Origin of the sequence: Pseudomonas fulva, assembly GCF_023517795.1 — a bacterium.
Taxonomy (GTDB): Bacteria; Pseudomonadota; Gammaproteobacteria; order Pseudomonadales; family Pseudomonadaceae; genus Aquipseudomonas; species Aquipseudomonas fulva_D.
The window spans coordinates 1,451,497-1,476,948 of sequence record NZ_CP082928.1; the positions used below are offsets into that span (position 1 = coordinate 1,451,497).

A 25,452-nucleotide genomic window follows, 5' to 3' on the forward strand; every position below is an offset into this window, starting at 1 on the left:
CGATTTACTAGGAAAACCCTCTCAGAAGGCATCAACGTGGCGCTACTCGTATTCAAAGATGCGAGCGAAACCGTGAAGCCTATTGGCCTTCGAACGACGAGAGGTAGCTGAATCGGGCAGAACTATCTGCTCCCGGTAAGACCCTATACCTAAGGAGCATGAGCAAGGGAGAGCCGGCAAGATGAAGCGACTCACAACCAACTTCAATGTTAAAACGCTGCGCTACGCCATGTTGAGCGCTGCACTGTCGGGCAACGCAAGCAGCTTGGCGGCCGTTTCACAAAGTCCGCTAAGCCTGACAGTGGGCGTACCGCCCAATATGTTGGTGACACTGGATGACTCGGGAAGCATGCGCTGGGGGTTCGCCCCAGATGGATTAAGCGACGAGTCAGCTACCCGTCGGGCCAAGTCCAGTGCGTACAATCCGATCTACTACAATCCCAGCGCCACTTATGCCGCTCCGCTGGTCTTCGATACATCGGGCAATGAACAACAGCTGGCGACAACTTTCACTCAGGCTTGGCACAACGGTTTCAGAACCTCAGTCGGCTCGGCAAACTTGAGCGGAGCAGGCTATCGAGTGGCCTGGGATGTCCCCATAACCACCGTTCCAGGAAGCGCCAGCTACAACTACGGAGACGTAAGCAACTACGCTCAGCCAACGGGTACGGTTTCACGGCTGGCCGATAACCCGAGTGCAGATTTCTCTGCCACGGTAGGCCTCGGCATCCTTGCTCCTACTCAGATAACCTCGCCCGGCGGCATCCAATTCACCATTACGCCGATTTTGATAGGCGTGCTCGGCTGTACGGCCACTGCCAGCTATCCCGGCATTTTTTCAGGCCTCACCGCCGACTGTAGCAGAACGGCCAGCGGTTACACCGCATCGCTGGTCAGACGCCCAGTACCGGCTTACTACTACATCTATGATTCAAGCAGAGCCAGCAATTGCACTACGAGCAACGATAGTTGCTACGCCTTACGATTCGTCGGTAGCAACGAACAGGCGAACTTCGCAAATTGGTACTCCTTCTACCGCAACCGAGCGCTGTCGACCATCTCTGCTGCCGCGCTGGCTTTCTACAATCTTTCGCCTTCCGTTAGGTTGAGTTGGCAAGGACTGGGACGCTGCACCACCTTTGATGGCAGTGACACCACCTACTGCCGTAATAACGCATTCAAGGCTTATACGCCCGCTCATAAAGGGCAGCTCTACGCTTGGCTACAGAATATTGCCTTCGACCAGAGCACCTATCTGCCGGCAGCAATGAAGCGGGCTGGCGAGTTCTACAGAACGACGGTTCCCTGGCAGGCATTTCCCAATGCGACTGGAACCAACACGACCCAGAACACCTACGCCTGCCGTGCCAGCTACCACATCATGATGACCGATGGGCAGTGGAATGAAGCGGCAAGCGCGCCGAGCAATTTCCGTCATGACGCGGCATCTTTCACGCTTCCGGATGGCAGAGCGTTCACGCAACGCGCGCCTTATTACGACAGTACGCCCAATACGCTAGCGGATCTCGCCATGCACTACTGGGCCACTGACCTGAACCCCAGCCTCAGCAACAACCTGCCCGCCTACCTGCCATCCAAAAGTGGCGATACGACAGCCGACTATTGGAACCCCCGCAACGATCCGGCGACCTGGCAACATATGACCAATTTCACCATGGGGCTCGGACTCACACAGTCTTTAACCCAGAGCAATATTCCGTGGGGTGGCAGCACCTTTGCCGGAAGTGGTTACTCCGCGCTTGAAGCCGGCGCGACGTGGCCCCCGGCAGCAGCCAATGCCACCGATGCGAATGTCTACGACCTGTGGCACGCGGCAATCAACTCCCGTGGAGAGTTCTTCAGCGTCGACAGTCCAGACGCCATGGTGCAAGCCTTCGCGGATATCCTTTCGCGCATCGCCGACCGCAAGTCCAGTGCCGCCCGCCCGGCAATAAACTCTGGCCAAGTGAGCCCTGACGAGGGTACGACTCAAACAGTCTCCTACCAAACCTCCTACGCCAGTGACGACAATTGGTCTGGAGACGTAAAGCGCTTCGAAAAGCGCTGGAATCCTCAAACCAACGCCATCGATACCGTGGAGGTTTGGAGCGCTAAGACCAAGGTCCCAGCCTGGGCGCAACGCCGAATAAAGATCGCAGCCCCGGCCACTGTCAGTAATAACGGGCTTCAGGACCTCACCTCCGCCAATGCGTCACTAAGCCAATATGCCGGTACCACGCTGCTCGCCTATCTGGCGAGAAATCCGGAAACCGGCCTTGTTGATAACTTGGCCGCCTCTCGCGTGGACTATCTACGTGGCAATCGGGCGGGTGAAGGCACCACGTTCCGTCGTCGCAGCGGCTTATTGGGCGATTTTTACTCGTCTAGCCCTGCGGTTGTATCGGGCGCGCGATACCTCGAGCAGTTTTCCAATCGCCTGGAGGGCAATACGGCTTACACCACTTTCAAAGCGGCCATCGCTAATCGAACTCCGCGCATCTATGTCGGCGGCAACGCGGGCATGTTGCACGGCTTCAATGCGCTTACGGGGGTCGAGGAGTTCGCCTTCATACCATCAGCGGTCTTTTCCAAGCTGCACAAGCTGACAGGTTCCAATTATTCACACGAGTTCTATGTGGACGGCTCACCGGTTGTAGGCGATGTCTATGACAGCGCCACCCGCCAATGGCGAACCATTCTGGTGGGTACGCTGAAAGCAGGCGGTAAGTCTATTTTTGCCCTCGACGTCACCACACCCGGAAGTGAAAAACTGCTGTGGCAGTTCGATGAGAACAGCATCGCTGCAACCACCGCCGTGAAAATGGGTTACAGCTATTCGCAACCTACCATCGCGCGTCTGCACAACGGTAAGTGGGCGGTGGTATTCGGCAATGGCTATGAGAGCGCGGGCAACACCAACGGCAAGGCTGCTCTTTTTATCCTTGACGCCATGCAGGGCACGCTGCTCAGGAGCCTCGAAGTTCAGGGGGCGATTGGCCTCGCCAATGGGCTGTCGACGCCCAAGCTGGCCGACTACAACGCTGACGGCGTAGCCGATTACGCCTATGCGGGCGATCTGCAGGGAAATATGTGGCGTTTCGACCTGCTACGCGCTGGCCGCAGCAATAGCAATCCATTCATCACGACCGATGACAGCGATTCTGCCGTCGGCGAATTCAGGGTTGGCTTTGGCGGGAACCCTCTGTTCAGGGCAACGGCCGACAATGCAGGCACCCAACGCCAGGCCATTACATCGGCGCCCAGCCTGGTCGCTCACCCAACCGGGACAGGGTACCTGGTGGTATTCGGAACCGGTCGCTTCTTCGACAGCGACGACAAGGATGGCGACAAGAGCATGCCGCAATCGGTTTATGGCATCTGGGACAAGCAGACCCTTGGTGAAGTGGCCAGCAACCCCAATATCAACCGCAGCTCCCTGCAACAGCAGAGCATCACCAATACCCTGGTCGGCACCGCCACCGACGGATCGACAAGGCAAGCCAGGGTGATCAGTAACAACAGTATTCGCTGGCAAGCGGCCAACAACCTCGCTGCACAAAACGGCTGGTACCTCAACTTGGTGCAGAGTGACGGCGAGATGGTTGTGGAGAACATGTCGCAGCTCGGCCGTACGCTGTTTCTCCAATCCCTGGTCCCCAACAGCGACCCCTGCGGTGATGGTGCCAGCAACTGGAGCTATGCAATCAATCCCTTCACCGGAGGGCGCACCAATCAGCGCGCTTTTGATTATTCACCCAGCAGCAATGTCGGCACCGCCGTCATTTCCGGGGTAAGCCAGGGTGGTGAAGGCGGAGGAAGCTTGTCGCAGAATCCCGACGGTGGTTACCAGTACTGTACGGGCCAGGAATGCGTGCCCGTCTATCCGGATCCGTCCAGCATCGGCCGTCAAAGCTGGCGACGTATCGAACAACTTCAGTGATAGGACCTCGCCCCCGCAAGCCATGGATGGAGTCATGGCAGCGGGCAACGTTCATTGCCCGCTGCCTATCAAGCACTCAAACAAAGGGACTGCTACTATCACCCCCTGTCATTCGATGCGACCAAATCGCCAGCATTAGGGTCGTATGCCGATAACGAAACAACAACGGATCGATGATGCAGGACAACCCGATTTGGACGCTTCCCCCGCGTAAGCAGCGCAGCCGTCTGGCTGAAGACCTGGTTGCGAAGATCTCCCAGCACATGCGCGACGGCACGCTCAAGCGTGGCGAGAAGCTGCCGGCCGAGCTGGATATCATGCGCGCCGAAGGGGTCAGCCGTACCGTGGTGCGCGATGCGCTGTCGCGCCTGCAGGTGGCGGGCCTGGTGGAAACGCGTCGTGGTGTCGGCACCTTCGTGTGCGACATGCCGGCGGCGCCCGAGCTCAAGCTGGGCCCGGCGACAATCAGTACCGCCGAGGACGTGCTGGAGCTGCTGGAGTTGCGCATGAGCCTGGAGGTGGCGGCGGTCGGCCTGGCGGCGCAGCGGCGCACGCCGGAGTCCCTGCAGGAGATTCGCGTGGCGCTGGATGCCATCCAGCAGGGCGCCGTGCAGCTGCCGGCAGGCCTGCCGATCAGTGCGGACTTCCAGTTCCATATCAAAATCGCCAAGGCGGCCGAGAACCCGCACCTGCTCGATATCATGAAGCACCTGGGCGCCAAGCAGATCCCGCGCAACAAGTTCAACTCGGCCTACAAGGCCCACGAGGACGGCGAGGCCTACAAGGAAAACCTCAGCCTCGAGCACGAGATGATCTACGACTCCATTGCCCGCGGTGATGTGGACTGCGCCCGGGCGGCCATGCAGTTGCACCTGATCAACAGCCGCGAGCGCCTGCTCAAGGCCCAGCGCCGCGCCTGAGCAGTCGCGGGGCGAGTCATCTCGCTGCAAAATGAATCGCGCCGCACACGCCAGTAATGCTGAACGACCACCATCGCTTCGCGCCGGGGCGGCGCTCCTACGGGTAGGGTGCATGCAATCAGACAGGAGCCCCGACCCGGCGCCGATCATGCCCCCATGACCACCTGGCATATCCCAAAAATACCAACGCCGGGGCCATGGCCAAGCCCCGGCGTTGGGTTGCGGTGGTCAGTTTCTTCTTGGAGCCTGTCCACGATCTTTTTAGACGACATGAAAGACGCTGCTACAAGGCAAAAGCAGACATCCACGATTCGTGGGAGAGGCTTTAGCCTCGAGTTCTTTACACCCAGGCAGGCACAATCGGGGCTAAAGCCCCTCCCACAAAAGCAGCAGCTACCGATGTCCGCTCCCGCCACTCAGCTGGCAAAATCGACGAACCTGAGCTTAAGACCTTGAACAGGTTTTACATGAAGTTGTACTGCACCCCGACACGCCAGCGCAGCTGACGGTCATCCTCGGTGGGGCTGACGCGGATGTCGCCGATCTCGAAGAACGGTGCCCAGGACTTGTCCCACTTGTACTTCACCACCAGGTTCTGTTCGTAGTCGCTCTTCTTGTTGTCGTAGCGGATGTAGTCGGTCTTGAAGTGGATGTACTGATACTCGTACGACAGCCTGCCGGCCGGGGTGTAGCCCAACCAGCCCTCGTATCGCTGGGTGTTGCGGTTGTCAGAGCCGCGGTCCGGCACGTCTTCGTCGATGCGGTCGCGGTTCAGCTTCAGGGCGTCGAAGCGATAGCGGGCGGCGACGTAGAACTGGTCGTTGAGCCTGTGGGTGTAGCGCACGCCGAATTTGTAGGTGGTGCCGTTCTCGGTGCTTTCCAGCTGGATGGCCGGCTGCCAGGTCGATACCGCGTTGGGCTTGTACTGGTAGCTGGTGGTCAGCTCGTGGCCGCTCGACACCATGTTGTCGAAGGCGACGTCCTTGCGATCACCGGCGGTACGGTACTTGAGCTCACCCTCGAAGCCCCAGCCGTTGTCCATGCGATAGGACAGCTTGACCCGATCGGCATGCATGCGATCGTCGTCGAGGTACTGGTGGCGGTAGTTGATCGAGGCGCTGTCGGCCCATGCGCTACCGGCGGCGGCAGTGGACAGCAGGCAGGCGAGCAGACGCAGCGTGAGTGTTTTCTTGTTCATCGTGGTGACCTTCTTATTGTTTTCTATGGGTTGAGTGGTGGGTTGCCTGGTTTCGGGTAAAGCGCCGCCCTGCAGCGCTGTGTCCGCATGTCTGAAATCACTGGGGGGATAACGCGCAGGCGAGCCCGTGCCGCGGGCCTCGAGGCCCGTGTCGAACGGTCAGCAGGGGGTTCGCGCTAGCGCGTGGGTCGCCTCAGCCGCCGCATGGCAGCCGAGGCGCCGCTAGGCCATCAGGGCGGTGCGACAGCGCCGATGTCGCGGCTGGCATCGACCAGCAACTGGGTGTAGGCGTGCTCGGCACGGTTCTGCGCCAGCAGCGCGGTGTCGAGGGTTTCGACGATGCGCCCGTGCTGCATCACCGCCACGCGATCACAGAGGTGGGCGACCACGCCCAGGTCATGGGTGACCATCAGGTAGGTCAGGCCTTCCTGCTCGCGCAGGTCGGAGAGCAAGTTGAGAATCTCTGCCTGCACGGACACGTCCAGCGCCGAGGTCGGCTCGTCGAGCAGCAGCACGCGCGGCTCGAGAATCAAGGCGCGGGCGATGGCCACGCGCTGGCGCTGGCCACCGGACAACTGATGGGGGTAGCGGTAGCGGAAGCTGTCGTTGAGGCCGACCTTGTTGAGGATCGCGGTAACCCGATCCGCGCGGTTGCCGATGCCGTGCACGGCCAGCGGTTCGCTGAGCGCCGAGTCGATGGTGTGACGCGGGTGCAGCGAGCCGTAGGGGTCCTGGAAGACCATCTGCACCTGACGGAAATGCGCCAGGTCGAGCTTGTGGCGCAAACCGCGCCCGGCGATGCTCAGCTGCCCTTCCCAGTGCCGGTACTGCCCGGCCAGGCAGCGCAGCACCGTGGTCTTGCCCGAGCCGGACTCGCCGACCAGGCCGAACGACTCGCCCTCCTCGACGCGCAGGGCAACGTCGTAGAGCACCTGACTGCGCGCGGCGCTATCACCGAAACTGAGGTTGAGTGAATCCACTTCGATCATGGCCATGGGGTGTTCCTCAGTGGGTCAGCCAGAGGGGATCGCGCTGCAGATTGGGCAGTCGCGGACGGGGGCGGTCGATACTCGGCAACGCGGCCAGCAGGCCCTGGGTGTAGGGATGCCTGGCGTTGTCCAGGTCAGCGGCGTCCAGCGCCTCGACCACACGGCCGGCGTACATCACCAGCACGCGGTCGCAGAAGCTGCGTACCATGTTGAGGTCGTGGCTGATCAGGATCAGCCCCAGGTCGCGCTGGCTGACCAGCTCGTCGAGCACGCTGAGCACCTGGCGGCGCACCGAGACGTCGAGTGCCGAAGTCGGCTCGTCGGCAACGATGATGTCCGGGTCGGTGATCACCATCATGGCGATCATGATGCGCTGCGCCATGCCGCCCGAGACTTCGTGCGGATACAGGCCGTACACCCGTTGCGGATCACGGATATGCACCTTGTCGAGCATATCCAGTACCCGCTCGCGGGCCTCGGCCTTGCTGGCGCGATGGTGCGCCAGGTAGGCCTCGGCGATCTGCTCGCCGACCCGCACCACCGGGTTCAGCGAGTACTTGGGGTCCTGCATGATCATCGAGATGCGCTTGCCGCGAATCGCCTGCACCTGTTTTTCGCTGGCGGTCAGCAGGTCGACGTCGCCCAGGGTCATGGCCTTGGCGGTGATCCGCGCGCTGGCCGGGTGCAGGCGCAGCAGGCTGCGGCCCACGGTGGATTTGCCCGAGCCGGACTCGCCGACGATGGCCAGTTTTTCGCGGCCCAGGCTGAAGGAGACGTTGCGCACCGCATCGACCTCCTTGCGGCCACTGGTGAAGCGCACGCAGAGATCCTGCACGTCGAGTTTGATCGCAGACATGCTGCCTCCTTAATTGCTGCGCGGGTCGAGGACGTCGCGCAGACCGTCACCCAACAGGTTGAACGCCAGGCTGACCAGCATGATGGTCGCCCCCGGAACGGCTACCAGCCACCAGCACTCGAGCATGTAGCGGCGCCCGGTGGAGATCATCGCGCCCCACTCCGGCAGCGGCGCCTGAGCGCCAAGGCCGAGGAAACCCAGGGCGGCGGCGGTGAGAATGATGCTGGCCATGTTCATGGTCAGGCGGATGATCACCGACGACAGGCACATGGGCATGATGTGGCGCAGGATGATGCGAGGCGACGAGGCGCCCTGCAGCTGCACGGCGACCACGAAGTCGGCGTTGCGCAGCGACAGGGTTTCCGCCCGGGCCAGGCGGGCGATCGGTGGCCAGGAGGTCAGCGCGATGGCGATCACCGCATGCTCCAGGCCCGGGCCGAGGGCAGCGATGAAGGCCAGCGCCAGGACCAGGCTGGGAAACGAGATGAAGATGTCGGTGATGCGCATGAACAGCGCGTCGACGAAGCCGCCGAAGTAACCGGAGACGGTGCCGACCAGCAGGCCGATCGGCCCGACGATGATGGTCACCAGGGCAATGATGTACAGGGTGATACGCGAGCCGTACACCAGTCGGCTGAACACGTCGCGGCCGAACTCGTCGGTGCCGAACCAGTGCGCCGCGCTCGGCGCCTGCAGGGCGTTGCCGAGGTTCTGCACGATCGGGTCGTGGGTGGCGATCCAGGGCGCGAAGGCCGCCACCAGGATCAGCAGCATGACCACCGTGGAGCCCATCAGCGTCATGGGGTTGCGCAGCAGGTGCTGCATCATCCGTACGCTACTCAGGCAGAACGCCTGGAACGCGGAGACCGGCACCTGCCCGTTCGCCCGCTTGATGGATGAAGATGAAGATGAAGAGATGTTGGCAATCATCGTATGCCTCCGTTACTCGGTTCGCTCGGTAGCGGGCGCAGTGTTGCGCCCGATCGCTCAACGCTGCTTGTACACACCCAGGTAACGCGTCGCCTCGGCGTCGGCCCCCTGGAATCCCTTGACGTCGGCCGCGCTGACCACCGGATCGGTCATCTGCGAGATCATCATGATCGGCCCCGCCAGCTCGTCGTAACGCTGCTGCACGCGGTGGTACATGCTCAGCTTGGCGGCTTCGTCACGCTCCGCGCCGAGCCTGTCGATCAGGTCGTTGAGCTCGGCGTCCTGGAAGGCCGCGCGCCAGCCCTGGAAGTTGGCGATACCGGCATCATCGCGGTTGTCCGGGTTGTAGACGAAGGTACGCAGGCTGAAATATGGATGCGGATAGCGCTCGGCGCCGCGGGCCACGATGATCTCGAAGTTGCGTGCACGCATGGCGCCGTACACCTGGTTGCCGGTGCCGGTGATGATGCTCGCCTGGATGCCGGCCTGGGCCAGGGTCGATTGCAGGCTGGCGGCGATATTCACGAACGGCGGCTCGGCCAGGGTGCGGATGGTGGTCTTGAAGCCCTGCGGGTGGCCGGCCTCGGCCAGCAGCCGCCTGGCGGCCTCGACGTCCAGTCGATAGCCCGGGTCCGGCAGGCGCGCCTCCAGGCCGAGCTGCATCGGCTGCTGGTTGAGCGTGCCGTAATAGGGCATCACCACCTCGTCGAGGCCCTGGTAGTCGATCAGCGAGCGCACCGCCTTGCGCACGCGGATGTCATCGAACGGCGCCGACTTCATGCTCATCGCCACGTAATACATGGTGCCGCGCGGCAGGGTCTGGATCTGCATCTGGCCCTTGGCGGCCAGCGCCTGAACGTCGGAGGCAGCCATGCCGTAGCCCATGTCCAGGTCACCGCGCTCGAGCATCAGGCGCAGCGACTGCGACTCGGTGATATGGCGGATCAGCACACGCTTGAGTTTGCTGGCGCCACCCCAGTAGTCGGCGAAGGCGCTCATCACCAGGGTGTCGTTGGCGCGCCAGGCGCTGAGGGTGAACGGGCCGCTGCCGGCTTCGTTGGTCACCAGCCAGGCGGCGCCCAGGTCGCCGTTCTTCTCGTGTTCGAGCACGGTCTTGCGGTCCAGCACCACGGCGCTTGGCGAGGTGGCCAGGGTGTCGATCATCAGCAGCGGGTCGGTGGGCTGCGGCAGCTCGATGACCAGGGTCGACTCGTCGCTGGCGCGAATCAACTGCCGAATGTTGTCCAGCGTGTAGCCGTAGGCCTTCCAGGTGGTGGCCAGGCCGTAGTTGAGCTTGAGCACGCGGTACAGTGACCAGGCGACGTCTTCGGCGGTGACCGGGTTGCCGGAATGAAAGCGCGCGTCGCCGCGCAGGTGGAAGGTCAGCTGGCGGCCGTCCTCGCTGACGTCCCAGCGCTCGGCCAGTTGTGGCACGTGCTCGTCCGGGCTGCCGTCCTTGCGCAGGATCAGGGTGTCGTAGAGGTTGGCATTGATGCCCGAGGCATCCAGCCCCGGGGCGTTGGCGGGGTCGATGGAAAACAGGTTGGCCATGCTCATGCCGACGATCAGCTGATCGTCTGGCGTCTTGGCCTGGCCCAACAGTGGCGCGGCGCACAGCAGCGCACCGAGCACCGTGCCCAGCACGGTGGAGCGAAACGATTTCATGCGGATATCCCTATTTTGTAATTATTGAAGGGCTGCAATCGATTGGTTGGGGCTCAGGTCAACGGGTACGCGGATCGAACACCTTGTACAGCGCATCGCTGAGCAGGTTGAGGCCGACGAAGATTAAGCCGATCACCAGCACGCAGCCCATCACCGCATTCATGTCACCGAGCAGCAGGCTGCTGGTCAGGTACTGGCCGAAACCGGGCCAGGCGAACACCGTCTCGATCAGCACCGCACCTTCGAGCAGCGAGCCATAGGCCAGCGCCACCACGGTGAGCAGCTGCACGAGGATGTTGCGAAAGGCATGGCCCCAGATCACCTTGCGCCGCGACAGGCCCTTGACCCGGGCGGTGAGGATGTACTCCTGGGACAGCTGCTCGAGCATGAAGCTGCGGGTCATGCGGCTGATGTAGGCCACCGAGTTGAGGCCCAGGATCAGCGCCGGCAGGAGGATGTGCTTGAGCGCGCTGGAGAAGGCCTCCCAGTCGCCGGCGATGGCGCTGTCGATCAGCAGCATGCCGGTCACCGAGGGCACCATGCCGTCGTACGCCAGGTCGATGCGCCCTGCCCCGCCGGCCCAGCCGAGCCAGGCGTAGAACACCAGCAGGCCCATCATGCCCAGCCAGAAGATCGGTGTGGAATAGCCGAACAGGGTGACCACGCGGGCCAGGTGATCGCCCATGCGGCCCTGGTTGGCGGCAGCGAAAACACCCAGCGGCAGGCCGAGCACCACACCGAAGATGATCGCCAGGGTGGCCAGTTCGATGGTCGCCGGAAATACCCGGGCGATGTCCTCGATCACCGGGTGGCCGGTAAGCAGCGCATTGCCGAAATTGCCCTGGGCCAGGTCGCGCAGGTAGTAGCCGAACTGCACCAGCAGCGGCCGATCCAGGCCCATGGCCTGATAGACCTGATCGTAGGTGGAGCTGTCGGCATCCGGGCCGACCACTGCCAGCACCGGGTCCAGGGGCATCACCCGACCGATGAAGAAGGTCATGGCCAGGAGGCCCAGCAGGGTCATCAGCACCGCACCGAAGCGGCGTGAGGTGCCGCCCATCCGCGTGCCGAAGAAAGACGCAGTCGAAGCAAACATGAGGAGCTCCCGATAGATCGCAGCGAATTCGTGTCCGTGTCATGTCGGGCGGCCTGAGCCGCCCGGCGGCTCAACGATCCTTGTGCACATCCTTGTAGCGCGTGGTCGCCGCGCTGTGACCGATATAGCCGACCACGTCGTGGTAGATCACCACCGTGTCGGTCATCTGCGAGATCGGCATGATGGCGCCGACCTGCTCGTCGTAGAGGTTCTGGAACTGGTGGTACAGCTCCATCTGCCTCTGCTTGTCCGGCTCCACCTCGGCCTGCTCGATCAGCGCGTTGAGCTCGGGGCTGTAGAACGAGGTACGCCAACCCTGGAAGTTGCTCAGCTTGGCTTCGTCGCGGTTGTCCGGGTTGTACACCAGGGTGCGCAGGCTGGAATGGGGGTGCCGCTCGGCGCCACCGCCGCCGCGACCGACGATGATGTCGAAGGTACGCTCGCGCATGGAGCCATAGACCTGGGTGCCGGTGCCGGTGACGATGCGCGCCTTGATGCCGGCCTGGGCCAGGGTCGACTGCAGGCTGGAGGCGATGTTGATGAACGGCGGCTCGGCGAGCACGCGAATGGTGGTCTGGAAACCATCCGGGTAGCCGGCCTCGGCGAGCAGCTTCTTGGCCTCCTCGACGTTCAGGCGATAGCCCGGATCATCCAGGCGCGCCGGCAGGCCGAGCGGCATCGGCCGCTGGTTGAGGGTGCCGTAGTGCGGCATCACCACATCGTTGATGCCCTGGTAGTCGATCAGCGAGCGAACCGCCTTGCGCACGCGGGCGTCGGCGAACATCGGCTGCTTGGTGCTCAGCGCCACGTAGTAAAGGGTGCCGCGCTGCACGGTCTGGGTCTTGACCTTGTCCGAGCGGCTAAGGGCGGTGATGTCCGGGGCGGACATGCCGCGAGCGATATCCAAGTCACCGCGCTCGACCATCAGGCGCAGCGACTGCGACTCGGTCATGTTGCGCATCACCACGCGCTTGAGCTTGGCCGGGCCGCCCCAGTAGTCCTCGAAGCGGGTCATCAGGATCACGTCGTTGGCGCGCCAGGCGTTGAGCACGAACGGCCCGCTGCCCGCCGCATTGGTGGTCAGCCAGGCACCGCCCATGTCGCCATTCTTGGCGTGCTTGAGCACCTCTTTCTGGTCGAGGATAAAGGCACTGGGCGAGGTGGCCAGGGTATTGAGCACCAGCATCGGGTCGGTCGGGCGAGCCAGCTCGATCACCACGGTGTGGTCGTCGGTCGCGCGCATCTGCTGTTCGACGTTGTCGGCGGTGAAACCGTAGGCCTTCCAGGTCGAGGCCAGCGCCAGGTTGAGCTTGAGCACGCGCTGCAGCGACCAGATCACGTCCCTGGCGGTCAGCTCGTTACCGGAGTGGAACTTGACGCCGCTGCGCAGGTGAAAGGTCAGGGTCTTGTGGTCATCGCTGATTTCCCAGCGCTCGGCCAGGGCCGGTACCAGGTTGTCCGGCGCGGCGGCATCCTGCACCAGCAGCATGTCGTACAGGTTGGCGTTGACCTCGGACACGTCCAGGCCGGTGGCGGCCGCCGGGTCGAGGGACAACAGGTTGATCATGCTCATGCCGACGATGAGCTGGTCGGCGGGTGTCTTGGCCTGCACCGTGGCAACGGAGCCCAGGGCCAGGGTAGCGGCCAGCAGGCCCGCCAGCAGGTGGGGAATTGGTTTGATCATGAGATAGCCTTCTTATAGTTATTCGACTCTCAAAAGCAGCGCAGCCGCGTACGGCTGCGCACCGGCGCATCAGTAGCGGTTGACGGTGTTGGTCTCGATGTAGGCGAAGTTGATGTCCTCGCCCAGGCCTGGACGATCCGGCAGGTGCACGTAGCCATCGCTGTCCATCGGGTCGACGATGCTGTTCAGGTAGGCCGGCACATCGTCGTACTCGAGAAACGGGTGCAGCAGGCCGCGCTCGTACCAGTCGCAGTTCTTGATCGCACCGACCACCGCCAGGTTGGCGGCACCATTGCCATGGATCTCGCAGTGCATGCCATAGGCTTCGGCCAGGTGCGCGACCTTCAAGCACGGCGCGATGCCACCGACCCCGGCCACACCGGCGCGCAGGATGTCGCAGGCGCCCTGCCCGACCCAGCTGGCACGGCTCATGTATTTACCACCGAGGGATTCCGGGCCCAGCACCGGGATGTCCAGATTGGCCGCCAGCCACGCATAGGACTCGGCGGACTCCTCCATCATCGGCTCTTCGAACCAGGCGAAGCTCAGCTTCTCCAGCTCGCGACCGATGTACAGCGCGTCGGTGCGGCTGTACCAGTGATAACCGTCGAGCATCAGCGCGATATCCGGGCCGACCGCCTCGCGCACCGCGGCGCAGGCGCGTACGTCCATCTTCGGATCCGGCGCGAAGGAGATCGGTGGCATCCAAGTGTGCAGCTTGATCGCCTTGTAGCCACGGGCGACCAGTTGCTCGGCGAAGCGACCGTATTCTTCCGGCGTCGACAGGCCGCCTGGTAGGTCGTCACCACACATGGTCGAGCCGTAAGCGAGCACCTTGTCGCGGTAGCCGCCAATCAGCTTGTGCACCGGCTGCTTGAACTTGCGCCCTGCCCAGTCCCACAGCGCCTGCTCGACCAGTGCCAGGGCGCGGTCGGTCAACTGACTGGCGCTGCCGCGCTGCCAGTGGGCCAGATCCTGCCAGATCTTCTCGCGGTCCAGAGCGTTCTGGCCGATCAGCACCTTGCGCACGAAGCTGTCGATGATGTGCGGGCGAATCAGCTCCGGCGCGCCAAAGGCGTAGCCTTCCACGCCGTCTTCGGTGGCGACGCGCAGCATGGCCATCTTGGCCAGGGACTCGTCGCCCGGATGGGCATGGCCGGCCGCATCGACGCTGCGGCGGGTGGGATAGGTGAAAACCTCGACATTGACCTGGGTGATCTTCATTGAGCGCGCCTTGGATCTTGTGATTATTTGAGTGGCCCGATGTATGTTGTCATACAGCGAATGAGCGGATAATTGCGCCAATCCAAAACGCTGTCAAGAAGCTGTAAAGCAGAAAATTTCGTCCATACGGCATGTGCAAATGCCATCACGGGGCACCGATAGCCAGATAAAAAATAACAATAAATCCTTATAAAACAGTAGCTAATCGAATAGTTTGAGCGATCGATGCTCCTCACAACCGTCCTGCAGGCGGTACATCAACCTCCAAAAATATCTGCCACTCACTTCAAATCGCATGCGCCAAAAAAAGACAACCCAACCAGGTTGTCGTACAGCAGCGCTGGAGATCTGCGAATTTCAGGCAACAAAAAACCGCGCCGAAGCGCGGTTTTTCCAGGGAAGCGGGAATTCAGCGCTTGGCGATGATGTACACCGCATGAATGATGCCCGGGAAATAACCGAGCAACGTCAGCAGGATATTCAACCAGAAGGCGCCAGCGAAGCCGACTTGCAGGAAAACCCCCAGCGGCGGGAGAAGAATGGCGATCAGAATGCGGATCAGATCCATGATGGTAGTCCTATAGTGGGCCCAGCTGGGCGATACCCCACAATCGACTGACGCTGGTGACATCCGGTTCAAGAAAAATCACCCGAGCCGCGCCGCCACGGCGCCAGCTAGAGGGGCCGGCCGCTTTCGCATCGCCGTGCGGAGTCTATAGTGTGCTGGCCCTGTCCATAACTGCTTCACCCCTTTCAGGAGAGCTTCAATGAGCAAAACCTACAACGTGGCCGTACTGGTCGGCAGCCTGCGCAAGGCGTCGATCAACCGCAAGCTGGCTCTGGCCCTGGCCGACCTGGCCCCGCAGAACCTGAAACTGCAGATCGTCGAAATCGGCGAGCTGCCGCTGTACAACGAAGACATCGATGTCGACCCGGCCCCGCCCGCCTACACCACCTTCCGCAACGCACTCAAAGCCGCTGACGCCGTGCTGTTCGTGACCCCCGAATACAACCGCTCGATTCCCGCGCCGATGAAGAATGCCGTGGACGTCGCCTCGCGCCCCTACGGGCAGAGCGCCCTGAGCGGCAAGCCGGCCGGCGTGGTCAGCGCCTCGCCGGGCGCCATTGGCGGCTTCGGCGCCAACCACCAGCTGCGCCAGGCCCTGGTGTTCCTCGACATGCCGCTGCTGCAGCAGCCCGAAGCCTACCTGGGCGGTGCGGGCAACTTCTTCGACGAAAGCGGCCAGCTCAGCGACAGCATCAAGCCCTTCCTGCAGAAGTACATCGATACCTTTGCCGCCTGGATCGAAAAGACCGCCTAGATCCGAGTCCTGCCGACAACGAGCCCGACGCTGGGCTCGCTTCCAATTGAAAAAGCCTCTCAATTACGTCTACAGTACAGCCTTTGCCGGGCCAGACGATTTGCGTCTGCAGTACGACGAGGCGCAAACCATGAATGATTCGGCCGAGAAGCTGGATATCTTCCTGTCCTGTCGCAGGGCGCTGGTTAACTATGCGGCGCAGATCACCCAGGATCGTGACCGTGCCGAGGATGTCGTGCAGGAAGCCTATCTGCGCCTGCACCCTCTGCAGCGCCCTGAACTGCAAGCAATCGAACAGCCCGTCGCCTATCTGTATCGCGTCGTGCGCAACCTCGCGCTCGACATGCGCCTGAGCGAAGCCCGCGAACAGCGACGCCACGCCACGCCGCCGGACTGGCTGCTACCGACCATGGCCGCCAGCCCCGAAGAAGCCTGCCTGCATAGCGACGAGTTGGAACAGCTAGCCACTGCCCTGGCAGACCTGCCGGAGCAAAGCCGCCGCGCTCTGGAAATGCATCGCCTGGGCGGCAAGACCCTGGCGCAGATCGCCGAACAGCTCGGCGTGTCCCTGGCCACGGCTCACCGTCTGGTGCGTGATGCGCTGGTACGCCTGGCCCGCGCCCTGCCGGGTGATGGCCCACGGGAACAGCAGCGTGACTGACTCTTCGGGTAACACCGATGACCTGCTCGAACAGGCTGCCGACTGGCACCTGCTTCTCTGCGAAACACCGGGCGCACGAGCGGATTTCGAACAGTGGCTGGCGCAGAGCGCCGAGCACCAGCACGCCTGGCAACAGATCGAGCGGGTGTGGGGCGGCATCGCTCGACTCCATGAAAGCCCGGCGCAACCGGCTCGCCCCGCCGACCTCCCGCAGCCGCCACGCAAACGCCGCTGGCAGTTTGCGGCAATGGCAGCTGGTATCGCTGCACTGGCGCTCCTCGGTTATCCCGGGGCCGCATTGCACTGGCAGGCCGACTACATTACCGCCGCTGGCGAAACTCGCACGGTGATCCTGGCTGACGGCTCGCAAGTCACGCTCGGCCCGCGCAGTGCGTTGCGCAGCGATTTCCGCGCCGAGCGTCGTGACCTGCAGTTGCTGGCCGGCCAGGCGTTCTTCGAAGTGCAGCGCGATGTCGACCGGCCCTTCGTGGTACAGGCCGGCAGCAGCGAAGTACGAGTGCTCGGCACCGCGTTCGAAGTCGACCTGGGCGAACGTTATCTGGATGTCGCCGTCCAGCGCGGCCAGGTGCGCGTGAACAGCGAGGTGGGTGGCGCCAGCAGCGAAGACGACCTGCGCCAAGGCGAGGGCCTGCGCCAGGATCGATTCAATGGCACCGTGCAGCATCTGCGTCTCGACAGTGAGCGCGTGGCCGCCTGGCGGCGCGGTCAGTTGTTCGTAGAGAACGCCAGCGTCAGCGATATCCTCGAGCAGATGCGCCGCTACACGCCGGGCTGGATCGTGCTCGCCGACCCGGCCCTCGCCGAACGACGGCTGAGCGGCATCTACGACATGCGCGACCCCGACCGTGCCCTCGGCGCCCTGGCTCAATCGCTATCCGCCCCCAGCCAGCGCATGACGCCCTGGGTGCGGGTGCTGGGAACCCCCTGATCGCAGCCGCATAGCAGGCCCCATAAAAAGTCGTCTGGCGATGAAAAATTTCGCCGAGGGCGTCGTCTTTACATGCATTGAACTGAGAACAACTCTCAAACGTTAACGATATGTATGAAGGACGACAGCATGCTGATGCCGCATTTGCGCTTCTCTCCTCGACTCATGTTGCATCTCGGCTTTGGCTGCTTGGCCGCCCCTGGCCTGCTGCTCGGCTCGCCATTGGTCATGGCACAGGGCGCAGTACAGGGACCCGGCAGCAGTGCAGAACACCAGCTCCATGCCTTCTCCATCGCCAGCCAACCCCTGGCCTCGGCACTCGGCGCCTTTGGCAGCCAGCGCGGCATCCAGGTCAGTTTCGATGCGCACCTGGCCGAAGGCAGGAGCGCACCGGCGGTGCAGGGCAACTATAGCGAGGGAGAGGCACTCGCCCTGCTGTTGCAAGACTCCGGTCTGGGCTGGAGGCTCACCCCGCAGCGCACGCTGTTGCTGTTCCCCCAGCACAACGGCGGCCCGCTGGCCCTGGCGCCATCGACCATCAATGCCAGCGCCGAACACGAGTATGCCGATGGCCCGGTCAGGGGTTACCGCGCCACCCGCAGCGCCACTGCCAGCAAGACCGACAGCGCACTGCGCGACCTTCCGCAATCCATTCAGGTGGTGCCCCGCCAGGTTCTGGAGGATCAGCAACTCAACCAGTTGGCCGACGCCCTGGTCAACGTCAGCAGCGTGCAGCGCAGCAACTCCCACGGAGGCTCCACCGAAAGTTTCGTGGTGCGCGGCTTTCAGTCTCGCACCTATGCGGTCGACGGCATGCTGATGAACCCGCTGGTATCACGCCCGGAAGTGATCAGCGATCTGGTCAACATCGAGCGCGTGGAAGTGCTCAAGGGCCCTGCCTCGGTACTGTACGGACAGGGCGACCCTGGCGGGCTGATTAACCTGGTGACCCGCAAGCCGACCTTCATGCCGGAAACCCGGATCAAGGCCCAAGCCGGCAGCGAAGACTTCTATCGCCTGGAGGTCAACGCCAGCGGCCCGCTGGACCCGGCAAAAACCCTGGCCGGACGCATCGCCATCGCAGGGCAGACCGAAAGCAGTTTCCGCGACACCTTTCGCGACAACCGCCATACCTACATTTCCCCCATGTTGCGCTGGGAACCATCCGAATTCACGCGGGTCGATGGCGGCCTGGAATACACCCATCAGACCAGCCAGTTCGACCGCGGCGTGATTCCGCAGAACGGTCGCATCAGCATGCGCCCGGAGCGCTTCCTGCATGAGCCCTGGTCCCACGACGACGCCACCAAGGCTGCGGCCTGGTGGCGTGTCGAGCATGATGTCAACGACTGGCTGACCCTGCGCCAGGCAACCCGCTGGGACGAGTCGGACAAACAGCGTTACGTCGTAGACCTGCGCGACATGCGCGCGGACGGCCGCACCCTGCGCCGCCGTGCCACCGATGGCAAAGAAGCCGTGCGCACCCTGGACATGCAGTTCGAAGCCATTGCCCGCTTCGCCACTGGCGGCTTGCAGCACACAGCCTTGGTCGGCTTCGAATACCTCGAAGGCGACCTCCATGCGGCCAGCGACCGCGCCCCGTTGGCCGACATCGATATCTACCAGCCAGTCTATGGAGCGTTACCCGGCACGTTCACCTATGGCGGCGGCTCGGAGTACGAGCTGGAAACCCAGAGCCTGTATCTGCAGGACCAGATCGACTTGAGCCGTCAATGGAAGCTGCTGGTCGGGGCGCGCTACGACAGCACCCGGCAGAAGAACCTGACCATCGAAAACGATTACAGTGAAGTCCATACCAGCCTCGACCCGGAAAAGGTGTCCCCACGCGTCGGCCTGGTCTATCAACCCAACGACCAGCTGTCGCTGTATGCCAGCTACAGCACCTCCTTCGTCCCTCAGGGCGATATCGACCGCGCGGGCCGGCCGCTGGACCCGGAGCAAGGCAAGCAATACGAAGTCGGAGCCAAGGTCGAGGTGATTCCGCAGCGCCTGAGCGCAACGCTGGCGGTGTTCCAGCTCACCCGGGAAAACGTCGCCAGTACCGACCCGCAGATGGAGGACCGCTCCATCCAGACCGGCGAACAGCGCGTGCGCGGCGTTGAGCTGGATATCGTCGGCGAACCGCTCGACGGCTGGCACATCATCGCCAACGCCAGTGCGCTCAACGCCAGGCTGACGAAGCACACGCCCACCGCCGATTCACGGATACGGGAAGGCAACAAGCTGCAGGGGGTGCCAACCCTGAGCGGCTCGCTGTGGAGCAGCTACCAGCTGCAGTCAGGCAGCCTCAAAGGCCTGGGCTTCGGTGCCGGAGTGATCGCCGTGGGCGCTCGCGAGGGTAATCTGGAGAACAGCTACGATGTCTCCGGCTACGCGCGCTTCGACGCCAGCCTGTTCTACGACCTCAGCGAACAGGTTCGCGTCTCGCTCAACGGGCGCAACCTCACCGATCGCGAGTACCTGGAAACCGTCGCCTCCACCGATGGCAACTACTACGGCGAACCGGCCTCGTTGCTGGCCACCCTCAGCGCGACATTCTAGCCATGCACGACACCCTCACGGCCCAGGAGCTGGCCGCGGCATATGGGCGGGTGCTGCACAAGCGCCTGCTGGTCTGTGCTGCACTGCTGGTGGCGGTACTTGCCAGCCTGGTGCTGGATATCGCCATCGGCTCAACGCTGTTTTCGCCAGGCGAAGTACTGGGGGCGCTGTTCGCCCCGCAGACTGTGGATATCGATACGCAGGTGATCGTACGCGAGCTGCGCCTGCCCTTCGCATTGATGGCGGTACTGGTTGGTGTGGCGCTGTCGCTGGCCGGTGCGCAGATGCAGACGGTTCTGGGCAATCCGCTGGCCGATCCCTTCACCCTAGGGCTGTCCTCCGCCGCTTCGCTCGGAGCGGCGCTGGCCATCGTCCTAAACCTGGGCATTCCCGGCGTGCCGGACAGCGCCCTGGTGACCCTCAACGCGTTTTTCTTCGCCTTCGCCTCGGTGCTTCTGCTGCAGGGCGTCGCACGCCTGGCCGGCGGCGTGCAGACCTTACTGCTGTTCGGTATCGCCCTGGTGTTCTGCTACAACGCGCTGGTCGCCCTGCTGCAATACATCGCCTCCCCCGATGCCCTGCAACAACTGGTGTTCTGGAGCCTTGGCAGCCTGACCCGTTCGAGCTGGCCGGCGGTACAGACCCTGGCCCTGGTGGTGCTGCTCTGCATTCCCTTCAGCCTGCGCGCGGCCTGGCAGATGACCGCCCTGCGCCTCGGCGAGGAGCGCGCGCTGACCCTCGGTATCGATGTCGGCCGCCTGCGTTTCGGCTCGTTACTGTGCATCAGCCTGCTGGCCGCCACGGCGGTGGCCTTCGTCGGCACCATCGGTTTCATCGGTCTGGTCGGCCCCCACATCGCGCGCCTGTTGATCGGCGAGGATCACCGCTTCTTCCTGCCGGTCAGCGCGCTGGTCGGCGCTCTGGTTATGTCCCTGGCGTCGATCGCCAGCAAGCTGGTGATCCCCGGAGTCATCCTGCCGGTGGGCATCGTGACCGCGCTGATTGGCGTACCGCTGTTCATGACGCTGCTGTTGCGCCAGGGGCGGCGCCCATGAAGGCCCAGGCTCTGACGATTAGCGGTCTGCAGGTGCACAGCCGTGGCACGCGGATTCTCCATGGCATCGACCTGCCTGCCATAGCGCCGGGAACGCTGGTGGGGCTGGTCGGCCCCAATGGCGCAGGCAAGTCCACACTGCTGCGCAGCCTGGCGGGCCTGTTGCCGACTACCGGCAGCCTGTATCTCGGCGCGCTGGACCTGCTGCGCTGCTCGCGTCGCGAACGCGCGCAGCAACTCGCCTTCATGCCCCAGCAACTGCCCGACGGCATCGCCATGAGCGTGCTGGAAACCCTGCTCGGCGCCCTGCATGCCGGCCGGGCGACTCACATCCCGGACGCGGTGAAGCGAGCCCATGGCGTGCTGGAGCATCTCGGTATCGTGCACCTGGCCATGCGCCCGCTCGACCAGTTGTCCGGTGGTCAGCGGCAACTGGTGAGCCTTGCCCAGGCAATGATTCGCGAGCCATCGCTGCTGCTGCTCGACGAACCTACCAGCGCCCTTGACCTGCACCACCAGAACCGGGTGATGGGCACCCTACGCGGTCTTGCCGACCAGGGGCGTATCGTCATCGTGGTGCTGCATGACCTGCCCCTTGCCGCGCGTTGGGCCGATCGCCTGGTGGTACTCGCCAACGGCCGCGCACTGGCCAGTGGCAGCCCGCAACAGACGCTGACGCCGGCGCTGTTGGCAGAGGTCTACAAGGTCGAGGCGCGGGTCGAAACCTGCAGCCGCGGCCATCTGCAGATCGCCGTGGATGCCTCGCTGTGATGCGCCGCGCTGCGCTGCTGCTGACCCTGCTGCTGGCAAGCGCCGCGGCCCATGCCAACGGCTACCCACGTACAGTAGTCGACCTGGCTGGTCGCGAGGTTCGTATCGAAGCGCCGCCGCAACGCATCCTGCTGCAGGATAGCAACGACCTGCTGGCCCTGGCCATCCTGGAGCCCGAGCAGCCACTGGCTCGCGTGGTGGCCTTCAACGACAACCTGCGCGGCTCCGATCCCAGCCTCTGGAAACTACTGGTCGAACGCTGGCCGACTGCAGCCCAGCTCCCGACCCTCGGCTTCTCCAGCGCTGGGGACGTGGATATCGAGCGGGTCATTCGCCTACGCCCGGATTTGCTGGTGGTGCGCCTGGAGGCCAGGCCAGCCGTGGAAAACAGCGTGCTCGGCCGCCTCCTGGATCGCCTGGGCATCGCCCTGATCTACGTCGACAGCCAGGACGACCCACTGCGCAACGTACCGCGCAGTCTGTTGCTGCTCGGTGACATCCTGGATCGTCAGAACCGCGCACGGGCCTATGTCGACGCCTATCAGGCCAAACTCGGCGAACTGCAGCGGCGCAGCCGCGACCTGCCGAAGCCTAGGGTGTTCGTCGAGGCGCGCGCGGGCCAAGCCGGTAGCGGCGCCTGTTGCCACACTCAGGGCAACACTGGCTGGGGTGCGATGGTCAAGGCGCTCGGCGCGACCAATCTGGGCTCGCGACTGCTGCTCGGGGACTCCGGCGACGTCGCTCTGGAAATGCTCATTCGCAGCAAGCCGGATCACTACGTGATGACCGGCACCCAACGCCTGCGTGACGGGGTGGGCGCCCTGCCACTCGGCTATCACGCCAACGCAAGCGTCGCGCAGGATCATCTTCAGCGCCTGCTGCAACGTCCGGGCTTCGAGCGCATTGGCAAAACCCCGGATCACTGCGTCCATGGCCTCTACCATCAGTTCTACAACAGCATGTTCAATGTCATTGGCGTCGAATACCTGGCGAGCATGTTCTGGCCGCAAGCCTTCGCCGATGTCGACCCAGACGCCAGCTATCGTGCCTGGATCGCTCGTTTCACAGAACTGCCAGACGCACCACTGGTATTTTCCACCCGCCACTGTGGCCTCAAAGAGAACGCGACATGAGTCAACTGCTGCAACGGCTGGGCGCCTGGGCTCGCCAGCTCAAACGGCAAACCATTCTGCTGTGGTTATGCTGTCGTCAGCCCGAGATGCCCTGGCCTGCCAAGCTGGTCGGCATCGCCGTGGTGCTTTACGCCGTCAGCCCGGTGGACCTGGTCCCCGACTTCGTTCCGGTGCTCGGCCTGCTCGATGACCTGCTGCTCCTGCCGCTGGGGATCGCCCTGGCGGTACGCCTGACACCACCGAGCCTGATCCAGCGCTGCCGACCTGAAGCCGAGCGGTTGGCGGACACCCGTATTGGCGGCATAGGCCGCTGGATGGTCGCGGCACTCGTCGTGCTGGCCTGGGTGCTTTTAGCGGCTCTGCTCTGGCACTGGCTGCAGAGGTAACCACACTCGACGGGTTCGCCAGCCTGGTTGCATCGAGGATCGGTGAAAGGTAGCCGAGGCATGAAGGGTCGGTAACGACGCCCCATTGCGCTGCTGGGGACGACCGTCTTTCGCGCACAAAAAGAAAACCCCGCCGAGGCGGGGTTTACAGACTCTATTCTGACATCCTTGATCAGCGCGCCATCCTGGCACCTTCCCACGTATCCCTGTCTGCTTCAGCGCGCTTCCTGCGCAAAGTCCTTGAAGTAAAGATTACGCCTGGCACGCGAAGGCCAATAGTGGGCAAAGGCAGAAGCGCGTGTAAGCAATCGCCTACACGCGATTCACGCCCTAGAACTGCTCGGCCGCAAGCAGGTACAGGCTGTCGCTGCCCGCGCTTACCGAAGCGTTCAGCGAATGGATGCGCGGCAACAGGCGGGCGAAGTAGAAACGCGCGGTACCCAGCTTGCCGGAATAGAAATCATCCTGCCCTTCCTTGCCCTGTGCGGCCTTGGCCATCATTGCCCACATGTAGGCGTAGGCGGTGTAGCCGAACAGATGCAGGTACTCCACCGAGGCGGCGCCGATTTCATTCGGGTTGACCCGCGCGCGTTCCAGCAACGCCTCGGTCTGGGTCTCCAGAATCTCCACGGCTTCCAGCAGCGGCGCCCTGAATTCCTCGGCCAGCGCGGCATCGCTGGCGAAGGCCCGCACCTCCTCGGTGAAATGCCGGCAGAACGCGCCACCACTGCCGACGATCTTGCGCCCGACCAGGTCCAGCGCCTGGATGCCGTTGGTGCCTTCGTAGATCTGGGTGATGCGGCAGTCGCGAACCAGCTGCTCCTGACCCCATTCGCGCACGTAGCCATGGCCACCGAATACCTGCTGGCCGTGGAGGGTGGTTTCCAGCCCGAGGTCGGTGAGAAACGCCTTGGCCACCGGGGTCAGCAGCGCCACCAGCTCTTCGGCGCGCTTGCGGGTGGCAGGTTCCTCGCTGTACTTGGCGGTGTCGAGCTGCATGGCCACGTAGCTGGAGAAGGCGCGGCCACCTTCGTTGAGCGCCTTCATGGTCAGCAGCATGCGGCGCACGTCCGGGTGCACGATGATCGGGTCGGCCGCCTTGTCCTTGGCCACCGCACCGGTCGGCGCACGGCTCTGGATACGCTCGCGGGCGTACTCGATGGCGCTCTGGTAGGAGCGCTCGCCGGTCGACAGGCCCTGGATGCCAACGCCCAGGCGCTCGTAGTTCATCATGGTGAACATCGCGGCCAGGCCGCGGTTCGGCGCATCGATGATGTAGCCGGTGGCGCCGTCGAAGTTCATCACGCAGGTGCTCGACGCCTTGATGCCCATCTTGTGCTCGATCGAGCCGCAGGACACCGCGTTGCGCTCGCCCAGCGAACCGTCGGCATTGACCATGAACTTGGGCACCAGAAACAGCGAAATGCCCTTGGGCCCGGGCGGCGCGTCCGGCAGCTTGGCCAGCACCAGGTGGATGATGTTCTCGGTCAGGTCGTGCTCGCCGCCGGTGATGAAGATCTTGGTGCCGCTGACCTTGTAGCTGCCGTCGGCCTGGGGCTCAGCCTTGGTGCGGATGATGCCCAGGTCGGTACCGGCGTGGGGCTCGGTCAGGCACATCGAGCCGGCCCAGGTGCCCGCGTACATGTTCGGCAGGTAGGCCTGCTTGAGTTCTTCGCTGGCGTGGGCGTTGATCGACAGGCAGGCGCCGGCGGTGAGCATCGGATAGAGACCGAACGACAGGCTGGACGAGTTGACCATCTCCTCGACCTGGGCGGAAATCACCTTGGGCATGCCCATGCCGCCGAACTGCGGGTCGCCACCCACACCCACCCAGCCGCCTTCGGCGTAGGCCTTGTAGGCTTCGATGAAACCAGCGGGCGTGCGCACCTCGGTATCGATCCAGGTGCAGCCCTCTTCATCGCTGGCGCGGTTCAACGGCGCGATCATGCCTGCGGTGATCTTGCCGGCTTCCTCGAGGATCGCGCTGGCGGTTTCCTCGTCGACCACTTCGGCCAGGGCAGGCAGCTGCGCCCAGAGTCTGGAAACCTGGAAAACCTCGTTGAGCACGAAGCGCATGTCACGCAGGGGAGCTTTGTAGGCGGCCATGGGAAA

At 63.4% G+C, this 25,452-nt stretch carries 20 protein-coding genes; 10 read left to right on the top strand and 10 right to left on the bottom strand.

Annotated elements, in window-relative coordinates:
* Nucleotides 1-181: 181 nt before the first annotated feature.
* Together K8U54_RS06575 and K8U54_RS06580 are read left to right on the top strand one after the other, a co-directional pair.
* Nucleotides 182-3,940: a pilus assembly protein gene (locus K8U54_RS06575; protein ID WP_249909389.1), complete on the top strand. Its 3,759-nt coding sequence runs from the start codon at nt 182-184 to the stop codon at nt 3,938-3,940.
* A gap of 176 nt (nt 3,941-4,116) precedes the next feature.
* A complete protein-coding gene (locus K8U54_RS06580) occupies nt 4,117-4,860 on the top strand; it encodes a FadR/GntR family transcriptional regulator (protein ID WP_075929127.1) in 744 nt (247 codons plus the stop codon).
* A 463-nt stretch (nt 4,861-5,323) separates the two neighbouring features.
* Here the strand turns inward: K8U54_RS06580 and K8U54_RS06585 are convergent, their stop codons facing one another.
* The 9 genes from K8U54_RS06585 to K8U54_RS06625 all read right to left on the bottom strand — a co-directional run bounded on the left by K8U54_RS06585 (nt 5,324) and on the right by K8U54_RS06625 (nt 15,070).
* Nucleotides 5,324-6,058 carry an oligogalacturonate-specific porin KdgM family protein gene (locus tag K8U54_RS06585; protein WP_249909390.1) on the bottom strand — a complete coding sequence of 245 codons (735 nt, stop codon included), beginning with the start codon at nt 6,056-6,058 and terminating at the stop codon, nt 5,324-5,326.
* Nucleotides 6,059-6,288: 230 nt separating this feature from the next.
* Nucleotides 6,289-7,053 (bottom strand): ABC transporter ATP-binding protein, encoded by a 765-nt coding sequence (locus K8U54_RS06590; RefSeq protein ID WP_249909391.1) that lies wholly within the window; start codon nt 7,051-7,053, stop codon nt 6,289-6,291.
* A 10-nt stretch (nt 7,054-7,063) separates the two neighbouring features.
* A complete protein-coding gene (locus K8U54_RS06595) occupies nt 7,064-7,903 on the bottom strand; it encodes an ABC transporter ATP-binding protein (RefSeq protein ID WP_249909392.1) in 840 nt (279 codons plus the stop codon).
* Between the two features lie 9 nt (nt 7,904-7,912).
* On the bottom strand, nt 7,913-8,833 hold the full coding sequence (locus tag K8U54_RS06600) for an ABC transporter permease (protein ID WP_249909393.1): 921 nt from the start codon (nt 8,831-8,833) through the stop codon (nt 7,913-7,915).
* A gap of 57 nt (nt 8,834-8,890) precedes the next feature.
* A complete protein-coding gene (locus K8U54_RS06605) occupies nt 8,891-10,498 on the bottom strand; it encodes an ABC transporter substrate-binding protein (protein ID WP_249909394.1) in 1,608 nt (535 codons plus the stop codon).
* A gap of 58 nt (nt 10,499-10,556) precedes the next feature.
* Nucleotides 10,557-11,594, bottom strand: coding sequence for an ABC transporter permease (locus K8U54_RS06610; protein ID WP_249909395.1), 1,038 nt, complete (start codon nt 11,592-11,594; stop codon nt 10,557-10,559).
* 70 nt (nt 11,595-11,664) lie between these two features.
* Complete coding sequence (locus K8U54_RS06615) at nt 11,665-13,278, bottom strand: ABC transporter substrate-binding protein (RefSeq protein ID WP_434059987.1); 1,614 nt, start codon at nt 13,276-13,278, stop codon at nt 11,665-11,667.
* A 69-nt stretch (nt 13,279-13,347) separates the two neighbouring features.
* Entirely contained in the window at nt 13,348-14,502 is a 1,155-nt protein-coding gene (locus K8U54_RS06620; protein WP_249909396.1) for a mandelate racemase family protein, read from the bottom strand.
* 409 nt (nt 14,503-14,911) lie between these two features.
* Nucleotides 14,912-15,070, bottom strand: a complete 159-nt coding sequence (locus K8U54_RS06625) for a YqaE/Pmp3 family membrane protein (RefSeq protein WP_070884503.1) — start codon at nt 15,068-15,070, stop codon at nt 14,912-14,914.
* 199 nt (nt 15,071-15,269) lie between these two features.
* On the opposite strand from K8U54_RS06625, the gene K8U54_RS06630 reads away from it, so the two are divergent.
* From K8U54_RS06630 to K8U54_RS06665, 8 genes are all read left to right on the top strand, one after another.
* A complete protein-coding gene (locus K8U54_RS06630; RefSeq protein ID WP_249909397.1) occupies nt 15,270-15,824 on the top strand; it encodes an NADPH-dependent FMN reductase in 555 nt (184 codons plus the stop codon).
* A gap of 130 nt (nt 15,825-15,954) precedes the next feature.
* Complete coding sequence (locus K8U54_RS06635) at nt 15,955-16,485, top strand: sigma-70 family RNA polymerase sigma factor (RefSeq protein WP_249909398.1); 531 nt, start codon at nt 15,955-15,957, stop codon at nt 16,483-16,485.
* Nucleotides 16,478-17,434, top strand: coding sequence for a FecR family protein (locus K8U54_RS06640; RefSeq protein WP_249909399.1), 957 nt, complete (start codon nt 16,478-16,480; stop codon nt 17,432-17,434). The genes K8U54_RS06635 and K8U54_RS06640 overlap by 8 nt, the downstream gene beginning before the upstream one ends.
* Nucleotides 17,435-17,548: 114 nt before the next feature.
* A complete protein-coding gene (locus tag K8U54_RS06645; RefSeq protein ID WP_249909400.1) occupies nt 17,549-19,996 on the top strand; it encodes a TonB-dependent siderophore receptor in 2,448 nt (815 codons plus the stop codon).
* A gap of 2 nt (nt 19,997-19,998) precedes the next feature.
* Nucleotides 19,999-21,051 (top strand): FecCD family ABC transporter permease, encoded by a 1,053-nt coding sequence (locus tag K8U54_RS06650; RefSeq protein WP_249909401.1) that lies wholly within the window; start codon nt 19,999-20,001, stop codon nt 21,049-21,051.
* A complete protein-coding gene (locus tag K8U54_RS06655) occupies nt 21,048-21,821 on the top strand; it encodes an ABC transporter ATP-binding protein (RefSeq protein ID WP_249909402.1) in 774 nt (257 codons plus the stop codon). The genes K8U54_RS06650 and K8U54_RS06655 overlap by 4 nt, the downstream gene beginning before the upstream one ends.
* On the top strand, nt 21,821-22,954 hold the full coding sequence (locus tag K8U54_RS06660) for an ABC transporter substrate-binding protein (RefSeq protein WP_249909403.1): 1,134 nt from the start codon (nt 21,821-21,823) through the stop codon (nt 22,952-22,954). Before K8U54_RS06655 ends, K8U54_RS06660 begins: the two co-directional genes overlap by 1 nt.
* Nucleotides 22,951-23,340 carry a YkvA family protein gene (locus tag K8U54_RS06665; protein WP_249909404.1) on the top strand — a complete coding sequence of 130 codons (390 nt, stop codon included), beginning with the start codon at nt 22,951-22,953 and terminating at the stop codon, nt 23,338-23,340. Before K8U54_RS06660 ends, K8U54_RS06665 begins: the two co-directional genes overlap by 4 nt.
* 330 nt (nt 23,341-23,670) lie before the next feature.
* Here K8U54_RS06665 and K8U54_RS06670 read toward each other — a convergent pair whose 3' ends face one another.
* On the bottom strand, nt 23,671-25,446 hold the full coding sequence (locus K8U54_RS06670) for an acyl-CoA dehydrogenase C-terminal domain-containing protein (RefSeq protein ID WP_249909405.1): 1,776 nt from the start codon (nt 25,444-25,446) through the stop codon (nt 23,671-23,673).
* Nucleotides 25,447-25,452: the final 6 nt, after the last annotated feature.